The following is a 13,734-nucleotide window of genomic DNA, read 5'->3' on the forward strand; positions in this document are numbered from 1 at the left end:
TCGGGAAGGGTTTCGGGTTCGGGCCTTAGAGGGCCTGGCTGTCCGACTCGCCGGTGCGAATGCGCACGGCCTTGAGGACGTCGAGCACGAAAATCTTGCCGTCGCCGATCTTCTCGGTCAGGGCGGCGCCGCGGATGGTCTCGACCACCCGGTCGACCATGGAATCCTCCACGGCCACTTCAACTTTCACCTTGGGCAGGAAGTGCACCTCGTACTCGGCGCCACGATAGACCTCGGTCTGCCCCTTCTGGCGACCAAAGCCCTTGACCTCGCTGACGGTCAGGCCCTGAAGGCCGAGGCCGACCAAGGCCTCGCGCACTTCGTCGAGCTTGAACGGCTTGATGACGGCCATGACAAGCTTCATCTCGCGATCCCTCTCACGGTTGATGTCTGGCGGTTGTCCGCCGGGGAACGTCCCCAGGCGGCGCGGCTCGCAGGCCGCCCGGCGGACGACCCGTCACCAAGCTGTTTTCAAGCCCCGTGCCAGTCGGAGGGATGCGGAAAATTTTACGATTTTCCAGATGCTTACCCTGCACCCTCCGAGTCGCGGGCGGCCCCCGTGGCACCCCACCCGTTGCACAATAATTAAACACTGCTGTTTTCTTGGGCAGACGGCCCGCGCCGGCCCACCCCCTGGACAGCCGCCCCAGGGGCCGCCATCTTGGAGTCATTCAAGCCTCCCCCGCCCCTTCCCTGCACGGATGCCACCCGATGCCCCAGACCCACCCCGCCCCGCCGCTTGACGTGGATGTGCTGATCGTCGGCGGCGGGCTGGTCGGTGGCACCCTGGCCGCCGCCCTGGCCCAGGACGGCGTGTCCACCGCCCTGATCGACACCGAGGACCCGGCCACCCTGACCGCCCCGGCGCACGATGGCCGGGCCTCGGCCATCGCCCTGGCCGGACAGAAGGTGTTCGCCGGCACCGGCATCTGGCCGCACATGGCGGGCCACACCCAGCCGATCGAGGACATCCGCGTTTCCGATGGCCCCTCGCTGCTCTTCCTGCACTACGACCACCGGCAGATCGGCACCGAGCCACTGGGCCACATGGCCGAGAACCGCATCATCCGCGAGGCCATCCACGCCCGCCTGAAAGAGCTGGAAGCGGCCGGCAAGCCCCTCGCCTGGCTGGCCCCGGCCCGGGTCGCCGAGATCAGGCGCGAGGCCGGCGGCGCCCGGGCCCGGCTGGATGATGGCCGCACCCTCACCGCCCGTTTGGTGGTCGCCGCCGATGGCCGCGGCTCGCCGACCCGCACCGCCGCCGGCATCGGGGTGCGCAAGTACGACTACCACCAGACCGGCATCGTGCTGACCATCGGCCATGAAAAGCCGCACCAGGGCTGCGCCTTCGAACATTTCCTGCCGGCCGGGCCGTTCGCCGTGCTGCCGCTGCCCGACGATCCCACCGAGGGCCACCGCAGCTCGCTGGTGTGGACCGAGAGAAGCCGCCTCGCCCCGGCCATCCTGAAACTGCCCGACGACGCCTTCCAGGCCGAGCTGGAAAGCCGCATCGGCGACTTCCTGGGCGCCGTGCGCCCGCTGGGGCCGCGCTTCGGCTACCCCTTGAGCCTGCAACACGCCGCCGCCTATCACGCCCGCCGGTTGGTGCTGGTCGGCGATGCCGCCCACGGCATGCACCCGATCGCTGGCCAGGGCATGAACATGGGCCTGCGCGACATCGCCGCCCTGGCCCAGGTGGTGGTCGATTCCCACCGCCTCGGCCTGGACGTCGGCGGGGCCCAGGTGATCACCGACTACGTGCGCTGGCGACGCTTCGACAACATGCTGATGCTGGCCGTCACCGATGGCCTCAACCGCCTGTTCTCCAACGACATGGCCCTGCTCAGAACCGCCCGCGACCTGGGCATGGCAGCGGTCGACAAATGGCCCGACCTGAAACGCCTGTTCATGCGACACGCCATGGGCCAAACCGGCACCCTGCCCCGCCTGATGCGCGGCTGACGCGGGCCGGCAAAGGGGCGCTGCCCCTTTGATCCCCGCTGGGGAGGCCGGGAGGCCTCCCCAGACCCCACCATGACTTAAAACCCCACAAGGGGGGCTTGCCCCCCCTTGTGGGGTTTTGATTCACGGCGGGGGTCCGGGGGGGCCCCTGGTCCCCCCGGCGGGGGTCAAGGGGGCGGCGCCCCCTTGGCGACACGCGCCAGTCTTCAGATGAAGCCGCGGGTGGTGAGGAGGGTGAGGACCTGTTCGGCCAGCGCTTCCGGGTTGTGCTGGTCGGCGGCCAGGGTCAGTTCCGGGTTCTCGGGTGGCTCGTAGGCGCTGCCGATGCCGGTGAAGTTGGGGATCTGGCCGGCCCGGGCTTTCTTGTACAGGCCCTTGGGGTCGCGCTGTTCGCAGACTTCCAGCGGCGCGTCGACGAACACTTCCAGGAACTCGCCGTCGGGCATCAGCTCGCGGGCCAGCCGGCGTTCGGAGCGGAACGGCGAGATGAAGCTGACCAGCACGATCAGCCCGGCGTCGGCCATCAGGCGGGCCACCTCGCCGACCCGGCGGATGTTTTCCACCCGGTCCTCGTCGGTGAAGCCGAGGTCGCGATTGAGGCCGTGGCGCACGTTGTCGCCGTCCAGGGTCATGGTGTGGCGGCCGCGCGCCGCCAGCATCTGCTCGACCCGGTCGGCGACGGTCGACTTGCCGGCCCCGGACAGCCCGGTGAACCACAGCACGCAGGGCCGCTGGCCCTTGGCGCTGGCGCGGGCGGCGCGGTCCACCTTCATGGTGTGCCAGTGGATGTTGCCGGCCCGGCGCAGGGCGAAGTCGATCATGCCGCAGCCGACGGTGGCGTTGGTCAGCCGGTCGATCAGGATGAAGGCGCCGCCCTCGCGGTTGTCCCTGTAGGGATCGAAGGGCAGCGGCCGGTCGAGGGCCAGGTTGCACAGGGCGACGTCGTTCAGCTCCAGGTGCTTGGCGGCCAGATGATCCAGGGTGTTGACGTTCAGGGCGTGCTTGATCTCGGTCACCTGGGCCCCGACCTGGGCCGGGCCGAGGCGCATCAGGTAGCCGCGCCCGGGCAGCAGCGGGGTGTCGGACAGCCAGACCACGTGGGCCGCCAGCTGGTCGGCGATCTCGGGGCGGGCCTCGACGGGGGCGATGACATCGCCGCGCGAGACGTCCACCTCGCTGTCCAGGGTCAGGGTGACGGCCTGCCCGGGCAGGGCCACCTGAAGGTCGCCATCGTGGGTGACGATGCGCGAAACGCGCGCCGTCTGGCCGCCCGGCAGCACCGCCACCTCGGCCCCGGCGGCCAGCGGTCCGCCGGTGACGGTGCCGGTGAAGCCCCGAAAGTCGAGGTGCGGCCGGTTGACCCACTGCACCGGCAGGCGGAAAGGACCGGTGCTTTCCTGCTCGGCGACGGGCAGGGTTTCCAGGTGTTCGAGCAGGCACGGGCCGTGGTGCCAGGGGGCGACTTCGCCGGCCGGGGTGGAGACGTTGGCCCCGGTCAGGGCGCTCAGGGGCAGGCAGGTCACCTCGGGCAGGCTGATCTTGCCGGCGAAGGTGCGCACGTCGGCGGCGATGCGCTCGAAGGTGCCCTGGTCCCAGTCGACCAGATCCATCTTGTTGACCGCCACCACCACGTGGCGCAGGCCGAGCAGCCCGGCGATGGTCAGGTGGCGCCGGGTCTGGGTGACCATGCCCTTGCGGGCGTCGATCAACAGCAGGGCGACATCGGCGGTCGAGGCGCCGGTGACCATGTTGCGGGTGTACTGTTCGTGGCCCGGGGCGTCGGCGACGATGAACTTGCGCTTCTCGGTGGCGAAGAAGCGGTAGGCGACATCGATGGTGATGCCCTGTTCGCGCTCGGCGGCCAGCCCGTCGACCAGCAGGGCGAAATCGAGATTGCCGCTGCCGGTGGTGCCGAAACGCCCGGAATCGCTTTCCAGGGCGGCCAGTTGGTCCTCGAACAGCAGGCGGCAGTCGTAGAGCAGGCGCCCGAGCAGGGTCGACTTGCCGTCGTCCACCGAGCCGCAGGTGAGGACGCGCAGCAGGTCCTTGGCTTCCTGGCCCTTGAGGTAGGCCTCGACGCGTTCCACGGCGGCATCGCGGGCGGTGTCGGCAAGCAGGGAGTCGCTCATCAGAAGTAGCCCTCCTGCTTCTTCAGTTCCATGCTCGCCCCCTGGTCGCGGTCGATCACCCGGCCCTGGCGTTCGCTGGTGGTGGCGATCAGCATTTCGGCGATCACCTCGGGCAGGCTGGCGGCGCGGCTTTCGACGCCGCCGGTCAGCGGGTAGCAGCCCAGGGTGCGGAAGCGCACCCAGCGTTCGCTCGGGGTTTCGCCGGGTTCCAGGGGCAGGCGGTCGTCATCGACCAGGATCAGCGCCCCGTCGCGCTCGACCACCGGGCGCGGGGCGGCGAAGTAGAGCGGCACCACCGGGATGTTCTCGACGTAGATGTATTGCCAGATGTCGAGCTCGGTCCAGTTGGAGAGCGGGAAGACGCGCACGCTTTCGCCCTTGGCCACCCGGCCGTTGTAGAGGTTCCACAACTCCGGGCGCTGGTTCTTGGGGTCCCAGCGGTGGGTTTTGGTGCGGAAGGAGAAGATGCGCTCCTTGGCGCGGCTTTTCTCCTCGTCGCGGCGCGCCCCGCCGAAGGCGGCGTCGAATTTGTAATGGTCCAGCGCCTGCTTCAGGGCCTGGGTTTTCATCACCTCGGTGTGCACCGCCGAGCCGTGGCTGATCGGCCCCACCCCCTGGGCGAGGCCTTCGGGGTTGGTGTGGACCAGAAGCTCGAGCCCCAGTTCGCGCACCCGGCGGTCACGGAAGGCGATCATTTCCCGGAACTTCCAGGTGGTGTCCACGTGCAGCAGCGGGAACGGCGGCGGGGCCGGGAAGAACGCCTTCATGGCCAGGTGCAGCATCACCGAGCTGTCCTTGCCGATGGAGTAGAGCATCACCGGGCGGTCGAACTGGGCGACCACCTCGCGCATGATGTGGATGCTCTCCGCCTCCAGGCGGGCGAGGTGGGTCAGCCGGGCGCTGTCCGGGGCGGCGATGGGGTCGGTCATGGGGGGTCCGCTGGCGGAGGGTAAGAGGGCGCTCAGTGCCGGAAGTGGCGCATGCCGGTCATGATCATGGCCAGCCCGGCCTCGTCGGCGGCCTGGATGACCTCGTCGTCGCGCATCGAGCCGCCCGGCTGGATGACCGCCGTGGCGCCCGCCTCGGCGGCGGCCAAAAGGCCGTCGGCGAAGGGGAAGAAGGCGTCCGAGGCGACCACCGAGCCCTTGGCCCAGCTTTCCGTCTCGCCCGCCTGACGGGCCGCCTGTTCGGCCCGGAAGGCGGCGATGCGCGAGGAGTTGACGCGGCTCATCTGGCCGGCGCCGACGCCCACCGTGCGGCCGTCCCGGGCATAGACGATGGCGTTCGACTTCACATGCTTGGCCACCGTGAAGGCGAACATCAGGTCGGCCCGCTCGGCCTCGGTGGGGGCGCGCTTGGTGACCACCTTGAGGTCGTCGGCGACCAGCCGGTCGTCACGCCCCTGGAGCAGCAGGCCGCCGGCCAGGGTCTTCACCGTCATCCCCGGGGCCAGCGGGTCGGGCAGGCCGCCGGTGGTCAGCAGGCGCAGGTTCTTCTTCCTGGCCAGCACGTCGCGCGCCGCGTCGTCCACCTCCGGGGCGATGATGACCTCCAGGAAGATCTTGGCCATCTCCTCGGCGGTGGCGGCATCGAGCGTGCGGTTGAAGGCGACGATGCCCCCGAAGGCGCTTTCCGAATCGGCGGCGTGGGCCCTGAGGTAGGCCTCCAGCATGTTGCCGTCGGGGGCCAGGGCGACGCCGCAGGGGTTGGCGTGCTTGACGATGACGCAGGCCGGCTGGGCGAATTCGGCAACCAGCTCGAAGGCGGCGTCGGTGTCGTTGAGGTTGTTGTACGACAGCTCCTTGCCCTGCACCTGGGTCGCCGTGGCCACCCCCGGGCGGGCCTCGCCGGTGGTGTAGAAGGCGGCCTTCTGGTGCGGGTTCTCGCCGTAGCGCAGCACCTGGGCCCGCTCCCCGGCCAGGGTCAGGCGGGGCGGGAAGGTGTCGCCCAACTGCTCGGCGAACCAGCCGGAGATGGCCGAGTCGTAGGCCGCCGTGCGGGCATAGGCGGCGGCCGCCAGCCGGCGCCGGGTGTCCAGGGTGGTGGCCCCGTCGTGGGCCGCCATGTCGGCCAGCACGGCATCGTAGTCGGCCGGCTCGACCACCACCGTCACCGCGACGTGGTTCTTGGCGGCGGCGCGGATCAGGGCCGGGCCGCCGATGTCGATGTTCTCGACGCAGGTCTCGTAGTCGGCGCCCGAGGCCCGGGTGGCCTCGAACGGGTAGAGGTTGACCACCAGCAGGTCGATCGGCGGGATGCCGTGCTCGGCCGCCGCCTTGTCGTGGTCCGCGTTGCCACGGATGGCCAACAGGCCGCCGTGGACGCGCGGGTGCAGGGTCTTCACCCGGCCGTCCATCATCTCCGGAAAGCCGGTGTGCTCGGAGACCTCGATCACCGTCAGGCCGGCCTCCTTCAGGGCGCGGGCGGTGCCCCCGGTGGACAACAATTCGACTCCCCGCCCGGCCAGGGCCTGGGCGAAGGGAATCAGGCCCGACTTGTCGGAGACGGACAGCAACGCACGACGGATGGGCAGTTCGGACATGGACGAACCCTGGCTGGAAGTGGAGAAAGGCGACTCGATGGATGCGGCCATATACCACCATCGCCCGGTCGCCACCACCCGTGCTGACCGCAAAGGGGCTCTGCCCCTTTGGAACCCCGCTGGGGGACCCAGGGGGTCCCCCAGACCCCCTCCGTGACGCAAAACCACCCAGGGGGGCTTGCCCCCCTGGGTGGTTTTGTCTCATGGCGGGGGTCCGGGGGGCCCCTGGTCCCCCCGGCGGGGGTTCCAAGGGGGCGGCGCCCCCTTGGCGGCTCAGCCCCGGCGGCGCAACCGGGCCATGAAGAACCCATCCAGCCCGCCCAGCTCGGGCCACAGGGCGGGATGGGTGGTGACGGTGGCCCCCTCGACCAGCAGTCCCGGCAGACTGGCCCGTTCCTGCGGACTGAACGGATCGGGCGCGAGGTCGGGGGCAATCGCCGGCAGGTCGGCGATCAGGTCAGGCCCCTCGGCGCGGCTCAGGGCGCAGACGGCATAGACCAGCCGCCCCCCGGGCCTGAGCAGTCCGGCGGCGTTGGCCAGAAGACGGCGCTGGATGTCGAGCAGCGGGCCGACATCGCCGCCCCGGCGCAGATGGGGCAGGTCGGGATGGCGGCGGACCGTCCCGCTGGCCGAACAGGGCGCATCCAAGAGCACCGCATCGAGCGGCCGGGGCGCCGTCCAGGTGGCGGCATCGGCCTGGATCACCTCGGCCTCGAGGCCGGTGCGGGCCAGATTCTCGTGCAGCCGGACGAGGCGCTTTTCCTGGTTGTCGAGCGCCATCACCCGGGCCCCGGCGGCGGCCAGTTGCAGGGTCTTGCCGCCGGGGGCGGCGCACAGATCGGCGATGGCCTCGCCGGGCCGGGGGGCGAGCAGGCGGGCCGGCAGGGCGGCGGCGGCGTCCTGCACCCACCAGAGGCCTTCGCCATGCCCCGGGCGGGCCGCCAGATCGCCGCCCCGGGGCAGGCGCAGACTGCCCGTGGGCAGCACCGTGGCGCCCAGCCGCCCGGCCCACTCGGCGGCGTCGAGGCCGGGCTTCAGGGTGACATCGAGCGGCGGCTCGGCCAGATGGGCGCTGGCGATGGCCCGCGCGGTGGCCCCGTCGAAGCGCGCCTCCAGGGTCCGCCACAGCCAGTCCGGGGTGTTCAGGCGGGCCGCGTCCTGGGCCGCAAGGGTCGCCTCGGCGCTCTCCTCCAGACGGCGCAGCACCGCGTTGACCAGCCCCTTGAGCTTGGTCTGACGGCCCAAGAGGTTGACCGAGGTGTTGATCGCCGCATGGGCCGGGATGTCGGCGAACCAGCGCTGGGCCACCCCCAGGCGCAGAGCGCCGCGGGCGGCGGGGGGCAGGCTCTTCAGACCGCGCGGCAGACGCGGCGCCAACAGGGCATCGATCTGGCCGAGGCGCTTCAGGGTGGTGGCGGCGAGGCGCTGGGCCAGGGCCCGCTCGGCCGGCGGCAGAGAGGCCAGGGCGGCGGGGGCGAGCTGGTCCAGGGTGCGATGCTCGTCGAGCACCCCGGTGAGCAGGGCCAGGGCGGCGGCCCGCGAGTCCCTGGGGGGCCGGCTCATGACGCGGCCGGGGCGTATTCGGGGACCAGTTCGGCGACCACCGCCAGGGCGGCGGCATGGTCGCCGGCCCGGCAGGCGGCCTCCAGGGCGTCCAGGCGACCGCCCAGCCAGTGGCGCGCCACCACCCGGGGCGAGGCGACCAGCAAGCCCTTGTGGTCGGTCGGCTGGGGCGGCTCGGCGCCGTGGAAGATTTCCTCGTACAGCTTCTCGCCGGGCCTCAGGCCAATGTACTCGATGGCGATGTCGCGCTCCGGCACCAGCCCGGCGAGGCGGATCATCTGCCGGGCCAGATCGGCGATGCGCACCGGCTGGCCCATGTCGAGCACGAAGATGCGCCCCTCGTAGGCCGGGCTTTCCAGGCCCAGGGCACTGGCCTCCAGGACCAGTTCCACCGCCTCGCGGATGGTCATGAAGTAGCGCGTCACCTCGGGATGGGTCACGGTCAGCGGCCCGCCGGCGGCCAGTTGGCGGGTGAACAGCGGAATCACCGAGCCGGTCGAGCCCAGCACGTTGCCAAAGCGCACGGTGACCACCCGGCAGGTGTCGGCACCGCTCTGGGCGTCCAGGGCCTGGCCATACATCTCGGCGAGGCGCTTGGCGGCCCCCATGACGTTGGTCGGGTTGACCGCCTTGTCGGTGGAAATCTGCACCAGCAGCGCCACCCCGTGGGCTCGGCAGGCATCGGCCACCACGCGCGAGCCGATGGCGTTGGTCAACAGCCCCTCCAGCGGGTTGGCCTCGACCATGGGGACGTGCTTCAGGGCGGCGGCGTGGAAGACCAACTCGGGCTGCTCGGCGGCGAACAGGCGGTCCACGGCGGCGCGGTCGCGCACGTCGGCCAGCCGGGCAACCCGTTGAAGGTCGGGGGCCCGGGTGGCCATCTCCATGTCGATCTCATAAAGGGCGTATTCGCCATGGTCGACCAGGGTCAGCCGGGCCGGGCCGAGAGCGGCGATCTGGCGCACCAGCTCGCCGCCGATGCTGCCTCCGGCGCCGGTCACCAGGACCCGCCGCCCGGCCACCAGCCGGCCCATGGCGGCCCGGTCGAGCACCGCCTGCGGCCGGCCGAGCAGATCCTCCAGGGCCACCGGGCGGACCTCGATGGGCCGCCCCTCGGCGGCGGCGTGGTCGCGGAAGTCGGTCAGCCGGGGCAGCCGCGCGAGGCTGAGGTTGAGCCCCGTCGCCGCATCGAGCAGACGGCGCACGGTCGCCCCGTCGAAGTCGTCGCTGGTCAGGATCAGGCGCTCCGGGCGCCGCCCCTCGGCCTCCAGCCGGGCGACCACGGCGGCCAGATCATCCAGGGTGCCCAGCACCCCGATGCCGCGAATCGACCGCCCCAGGCGCTCCGGCCGCCGGGTCAACAGACCGACCGGACGGTAGAGGTTGGCGCTGCCGGCCCGGCTGGCGTCGCGGATGAACAACTCGGCGCCGCCGCCGGCGCCGACCAGCAGCACCGGAATGCGGCGCACCGACTCGCCCCTTGGCCCGCCTCTTGCTCCTCCAGCCGGCCCGCCCCCTGGTCCGTCCTCGGCCAATCCCCCGGCCAGGATGCCCAGGTGGCCGTCCTTGATCATGCGATAGGCGAAGCGCGGCCCCCCGAGCAGGGCCATCAGCACGAACCAGTTGATGAAGGGGACCGAGCGGGGCACCGCCTCGAGCCGGCTCCACAGGAACATGGCCAGCAGGAAGACCAGCACCACCGCCGTCGCGGCCCGCGTGATGGCGACCAGATCGTGGGTCGAGGCATAGCGCCAGACGCCGCGATACAGGCGCATGGCGCGGAACACCACGACCCCGATCAGGGCCATCAACAGCGGCCCGCCATAGAGGACTTCCGGCGGGTAAAAGGGCATCGCCTCGCCGACCCGCAGGAACAGGGCGGCGGCAAACGACAGCCCGGCCATGGTGATGTCGTGCACATAGGCCACCCGGGCCCGCCGGTTGCCGGGCAGCAGGGCGAAGGGGGCAAGGCGCGGTTTTTTCATCGGCCGTTCTCCCGCTCGGCTCGCCGGGTGGTCGGCCAGGTGGCCCGCCAGGCATCCACCGTCTCGGCCAGCCCCTGCTCGACCGACACCGTGGGGGCATAGCCCAGGCGCTGGCGAATCGGGGTGTCGTCGACCACCAGACTGCCGGCCAGCCGCTCCAGCCGGGGCCGCTGCCCGGCCAGCCCGGCGGCCCGGGCCAGCCACCCCTGGGGCAGGCTGAACAGACCCGGCGGGCGTCCCAGGTGACGGCGCAGGGCGGTGATGAGTTGCGGCGTCGACAGGTCCAGGCCGTCGCGAACCAGCCATACCCGGCCCGGCGCCTGGGGATGCTCGGCGGCCAGGGCCAGGGCCTGGGCCAGATTGGCCACATGAACCAGCGAGCGGCGGTTGGCGAGGCCGCCCAGGGGCAGCGGCAGGGCACTGTCGCAGAGCCGCATCAGGCTGGTGAAATTGCCCCCCACCCCCGGCCCGTAGACCAGCGGCGGGCGCAGCACCACCGCCTCCAGCCGCTGCCGGCCGGCGACCGCGAACAGGGCCCGCTCGGCCTCCAGCTTGGAGGCCCCATAGGGGTCCACCGGGCGCGGCGGATCGCCCGCCCTGAGCGGCCGGTCGGGCGGCGTGTGCTCGCCCATCGCCTTGATCGAGCTGACCAGCACCAGCCGGCGCACCCCGGCCTCGGCGGCCTGTTCGGCCAGCCGCCGGGTGCCGCCGGCGTTGACCCGGCGGAAGGCGGCCGCCGGATCGGGGTCGCGGTCGGCCATCTGGTGCACCCGGGCGGCCAGATGGATCACCCCATCCACGCCGTCGAGCAGCGGCGCCCACTCGGTGTCGGGGCCGATCTCGCCATGCTCGGCCCGCCCGGCGGCGACCACCGTGTGGCCGCGCGCGCGCAGCAGGGGCACCAGATGACGGCCGACGAAGCCCGTCGCGCCGGTGACCAGCAGGGTCAGGGGCGGGCTCATGCGGCCTCCCCGGGGCGGCGGCCGGCAAGCAGCCAGATCAGCACCCCGACCACGCCCAGGGCGGCCAGCAGGGCCAGCCCCTGGCCCGCCGGATCGGCCCCGACGCTGCCCAGGGCCAGGGCGACCAGGGCCAGGTTGACGACCCCGATCAGCGCCGCCACCCGGTCGTGCGGCCAGCCGGCGTCGACCGCCTTCTGATAGGCGTGGCGGCGGTGCGGGGTGAGGATGTTCTCGCCCTTCATGAGGCGGGTCAAAATGGCCTGCCCGCCATCGACCAGATAATAGAGCGGCAGGATCAGCGCCGCCGCCCACTGTCCCTTGACGGCCAGCAGCAACAGCAGCCAGCCGAGCAGATAGCCCAGCGGAATGCTCCCCACGTCGCCCAGGAACAGCTTGGCCCGGTGCCAGTTCCAGGGCAGGAAGCCGAGCAGCACGCAGGCGACGATCAGCCCGGCCGCCGCGAGGTCGCCGGGCAGGGCGGCCTGCCAGCCGACCACGGCGGCGCCGGCGGCGATGGCGATCCCTTCCACCCCGGTGATCCCGTCGATGCCGTCCATGAAGTTGACCACGTTGAGGAAACCGGCCCAGGCCACGACCAGCAGCGGGGCCTCGATCCAGCCCGGCAGCAGGCCGGGCAGCCCCTCGCCGGGCAGCGCCGCCACGCCAATCCCGGCGGCGGCCAGATGGGCGATCAGGCGGGGCACGGCGGGCAGGCCCCGGATGTCGTCGAGCCACGACACTCCGGCCAGCAGCAGGGCCGCCGCCAACACCCAGCCGACCTGCCCCAGTCCATCGCCCCCCCAGGTCAGATGATGGGCCAGCAGGGCGGCCAGCCCGACCCCGATCACCGCCAGCCCGCCGCCGCGCGGAGTCGGCAGATGGTGCGACGAGCGGTGGTTGGGCATGTCCAGCACCTGCCGGTGGCGCAGCCAGCGCAGCGCCCCGGCGGTGGCCAGCCAGGCCAGCCCGACCAGGGCGGCGAGCAGGGCCACGGCAAGCCCGGGGCTCACCGGGCGGGGTCCCCGGCCGGGCGGGCCAGCACATCGCAATAGCCATCGGGGCCGCCGGCCCGGGCCAGGATGGCGGCGTCGTCCAGCGGTTCCCCCAGGCCGGCGCGGTCGGGGATCGACAGCCGGTAGCCGTGGTCGCGCAGCCGGGCCAGCAGCGCGCCGGCCGACGCGCCGTAGGCCCTGAGGGCGCCGTCGGTCACCTCGACCAGCAGCGCCGGGCGGTGGCTGGCCAGGGTCTCGGCGGCCCCGTCCAGAACCAGGCTTTCCGCCCCCTGGACGTCGATCTTGACCAGCGACAGCGGACGCCCGGCGGCGTGGCGGGCGACCAGGGCGTCGACCGTGGTGGCGCCGACCGTCAGCCCCTCGGACCCGGCCGCCGCGCCGGTGGCCAGCTTGTGGTCCATCGGATTGCCGGCATCCAGCTTCAGGCGCCGCGTCCCCGGCGCCTCGGCGCAGGCGGCGGCCAGCACGCGGATGGGCGCCGCCCCCCGGCGGGCCGGCAGCAGGGACAGGCGGACCAGATTGTCCGGCCCCGGCTCGACCGCCACCACCAGCCCCTCGGGCCCCGCCCAGTCGGCGAAGCGACGGGCGAAAAAGCCGACGTTGGCGCCAATGTCGAGGACCAGACTGCCGGGCGTCACCAGCTCGGCCAGATGCGCCGTGCCGGGGGCTTCCAGGCGCGCCTTGTAGAAATCGTAGAGCAGCAGCCACAGGCGTTGCACCCAGGGCTTCTCCAACAGGCCGCTGGCCGCCAGCCGCCGGTTGAGGCCGAGCAGGAGTCGTTGCAGACGGGTCATGGCGCCGGGGCGTGCCTTGGCTGAAGGATCAGAAAAACCGGTGGCGAGGCCCTGATGTGCCACAACCCTTGCCCCCCGACAAGGCCGGCCGGCGGGCAGCGCCCGGCCGCCCACCGTCGGGGCGAACGCCGGAATCGGCCCGAAGAACACAATCATGAGGAGCGCCGCTTTCCAGTTGCCCCTTTTCCCTGGCTGCACATACACTTCCGCCAAGGCGTTGCCCCTGGCCCCTAACAGCGTGACAGCACGACTGGCACGACCCGCCCAGTGCAGGGGGAATCGTGTGTGCCGAGCCGCAAGATGGGTTATGGTCGAAAGCATGTGCGATGAGAAAGACGATCTCTCCTGGCTGAGCTACGATCCCGGAGAGCGACGCACCAAGCACAAGGGAAACAACCACGAGCCCGAGTTTGTCCGCCAGGGAAACGGCTTGATTGGCAAGTGCCCGCGAACCATCGACGCGGGCTTGGCCGAGGGTCTGTTGAAGAACGGCATTGCGCACTATCCTGGCGAGGACGAGGTGGCCCGGACCGACCCTCGGGGGCGACCTTGCCCACGTCGGGTGTTCAATGTACACGAAGGAGCTATCTATGTTGCCCACCCGACCCGGGCCGAAGCGGGGACCTTCCACGGCTACCCCTTCGACCAGCAGGGTGATCCGAAACGGGGCATTCCCCGCGCCATCCTGAGGCAGCTGAGGGAGCGCGCCGAAGCTCAAGGGCACCTCAGGGCGTTCCAGGAGTGGGTGGACCAGCATACCACCGAACGGCGCCGGTTCTGACCG

At 71.7% G+C, this 13,734-nt stretch carries 11 protein-coding genes; 2 read left to right on the top strand and 9 right to left on the bottom strand.

Annotated features, from left to right (window positions below):
- Positions 1 to 25: 25 nt before the first annotated feature.
- Positions 26 to 364, bottom strand: a complete 339-nt coding sequence (locus tag BLR95_RS03340; protein WP_092615434.1) for a P-II family nitrogen regulator — start codon at positions 362 to 364, stop codon at positions 26 to 28.
- Positions 365 to 711: 347 nt separating this feature from the next.
- On the opposite strand from BLR95_RS03340, the gene BLR95_RS03345 reads away from it, so the two are divergent.
- Entirely contained in the window at positions 712 to 1,962 is a 1,251-nt protein-coding gene (locus tag BLR95_RS03345; protein ID WP_092615437.1) for a UbiH/UbiF/VisC/COQ6 family ubiquinone biosynthesis hydroxylase, read from the top strand.
- Between the two features lie 206 nt (positions 1,963 to 2,168).
- On the opposite strand, the gene cysN is transcribed toward BLR95_RS03345, so the two are convergent.
- From cysN to BLR95_RS03385, 8 genes are all read right to left on the bottom strand, one after another.
- Positions 2,169 to 4,091 carry a sulfate adenylyltransferase subunit CysN gene (gene cysN / locus BLR95_RS03350; protein ID WP_092615440.1) on the bottom strand — a complete coding sequence of 641 codons (1,923 nt, stop codon included), beginning with the start codon at positions 4,089 to 4,091 and terminating at the stop codon, positions 2,169 to 2,171.
- Entirely contained in the window at positions 4,091 to 5,056 is a 966-nt protein-coding gene (cysD, locus tag BLR95_RS03355) for a sulfate adenylyltransferase subunit CysD (RefSeq protein WP_425438431.1), read from the bottom strand. The genes cysN and cysD overlap by 1 nt, the downstream gene beginning before the upstream one ends.
- A complete protein-coding gene (gene purH / locus BLR95_RS03360; protein ID WP_092615446.1) occupies positions 5,053 to 6,633 on the bottom strand; it encodes a bifunctional phosphoribosylaminoimidazolecarboxamide formyltransferase/IMP cyclohydrolase in 1,581 nt (526 codons plus the stop codon). The genes cysD and purH overlap by 4 nt, the downstream gene beginning before the upstream one ends.
- 273 nt (positions 6,634 to 6,906) lie before the next feature.
- Positions 6,907 to 8,196, bottom strand: coding sequence for an RsmB/NOP family class I SAM-dependent RNA methyltransferase (locus BLR95_RS03365; RefSeq protein WP_092615449.1), 1,290 nt, complete (start codon positions 8,194 to 8,196; stop codon positions 6,907 to 6,909).
- Entirely contained in the window at positions 8,193 to 10,181 is a 1,989-nt protein-coding gene (locus BLR95_RS03370) for a polysaccharide biosynthesis protein (protein WP_092615452.1), read from the bottom strand. Before BLR95_RS03370 ends, BLR95_RS03365 begins: the two co-directional genes overlap by 4 nt.
- Positions 10,178 to 11,143, bottom strand: a complete 966-nt coding sequence (locus BLR95_RS03375; RefSeq protein WP_245689226.1) for an NAD-dependent epimerase/dehydratase family protein — start codon at positions 11,141 to 11,143, stop codon at positions 10,178 to 10,180. Before BLR95_RS03375 ends, BLR95_RS03370 begins: the two co-directional genes overlap by 4 nt.
- On the bottom strand, positions 11,140 to 12,153 hold the full coding sequence (locus tag BLR95_RS03380; RefSeq protein WP_092615455.1) for an MraY family glycosyltransferase: 1,014 nt from the start codon (positions 12,151 to 12,153) through the stop codon (positions 11,140 to 11,142). Before BLR95_RS03380 ends, BLR95_RS03375 begins: the two co-directional genes overlap by 4 nt.
- Positions 12,150 to 12,950 (bottom strand): FkbM family methyltransferase, encoded by an 801-nt coding sequence (locus tag BLR95_RS03385; RefSeq protein ID WP_176787580.1) that lies wholly within the window; start codon positions 12,948 to 12,950, stop codon positions 12,150 to 12,152. The genes BLR95_RS03380 and BLR95_RS03385 overlap by 4 nt, the downstream gene beginning before the upstream one ends.
- 307 nt (positions 12,951 to 13,257) lie before the next feature.
- Here BLR95_RS03385 and BLR95_RS03390 point away from each other — a divergent pair, with 307 nt between their 5' ends.
- A complete protein-coding gene (locus BLR95_RS03390) occupies positions 13,258 to 13,731 on the top strand; it encodes a hypothetical protein (protein WP_092615462.1) in 474 nt (157 codons plus the stop codon).
- Positions 13,732 to 13,734: the final 3 nt, after the last annotated feature.

The sequence above is a fragment of the Roseospirillum parvum genome (assembly GCF_900100455.1).
Lineage (GTDB): Bacteria > Pseudomonadota > Alphaproteobacteria > Rhodospirillales > Rhodospirillaceae > Roseospirillum > Roseospirillum parvum.

What these genes read in the sequence shown, in the direction of transcription:
- BLR95_RS03385 (WP_176787580.1), bottom strand. Translation starts at nt 12,950, where the DNA reads ATGACCCGTCTGCAACGACTCCTGCTCGGCCTCAACCGGCGGCTGGCG.
- BLR95_RS03390 (WP_092615462.1), top strand. Translation starts at nt 13,258, where the DNA reads ATGGTCGAAAGCATGTGCGATGAGAAAGACGATCTCTCCTGGCTGAGC.
- BLR95_RS03370 (WP_092615452.1), bottom strand. Translation starts at nt 10,181, where the DNA reads ATGAAAAAACCGCGCCTTGCCCCCTTCGCCCTGCTGCCCGGCAACCGG.
- BLR95_RS03345 (WP_092615437.1), top strand. Translation starts at nt 712, where the DNA reads ATGCCCCAGACCCACCCCGCCCCGCCGCTTGACGTGGATGTGCTGATC.
- BLR95_RS03365 (WP_092615449.1), bottom strand. Translation starts at nt 8,196, where the DNA reads ATGAGCCGGCCCCCCAGGGACTCGCGGGCCGCCGCCCTGGCCCTGCTC.
- purH (WP_092615446.1), bottom strand. Translation starts at nt 6,633, where the DNA reads ATGTCCGAACTGCCCATCCGTCGTGCGTTGCTGTCCGTCTCCGACAAG.
- cysN (WP_092615440.1), bottom strand. Translation starts at nt 4,091, where the DNA reads ATGAGCGACTCCCTGCTTGCCGACACCGCCCGCGATGCCGCCGTGGAA.
- BLR95_RS03375 (WP_245689226.1), bottom strand. Translation starts at nt 11,143, where the DNA reads ATGAGCCCGCCCCTGACCCTGCTGGTCACCGGCGCGACGGGCTTCGTC.
- BLR95_RS03340 (WP_092615434.1), bottom strand. Translation starts at nt 364, where the DNA reads ATGAAGCTTGTCATGGCCGTCATCAAGCCGTTCAAGCTCGACGAAGTG.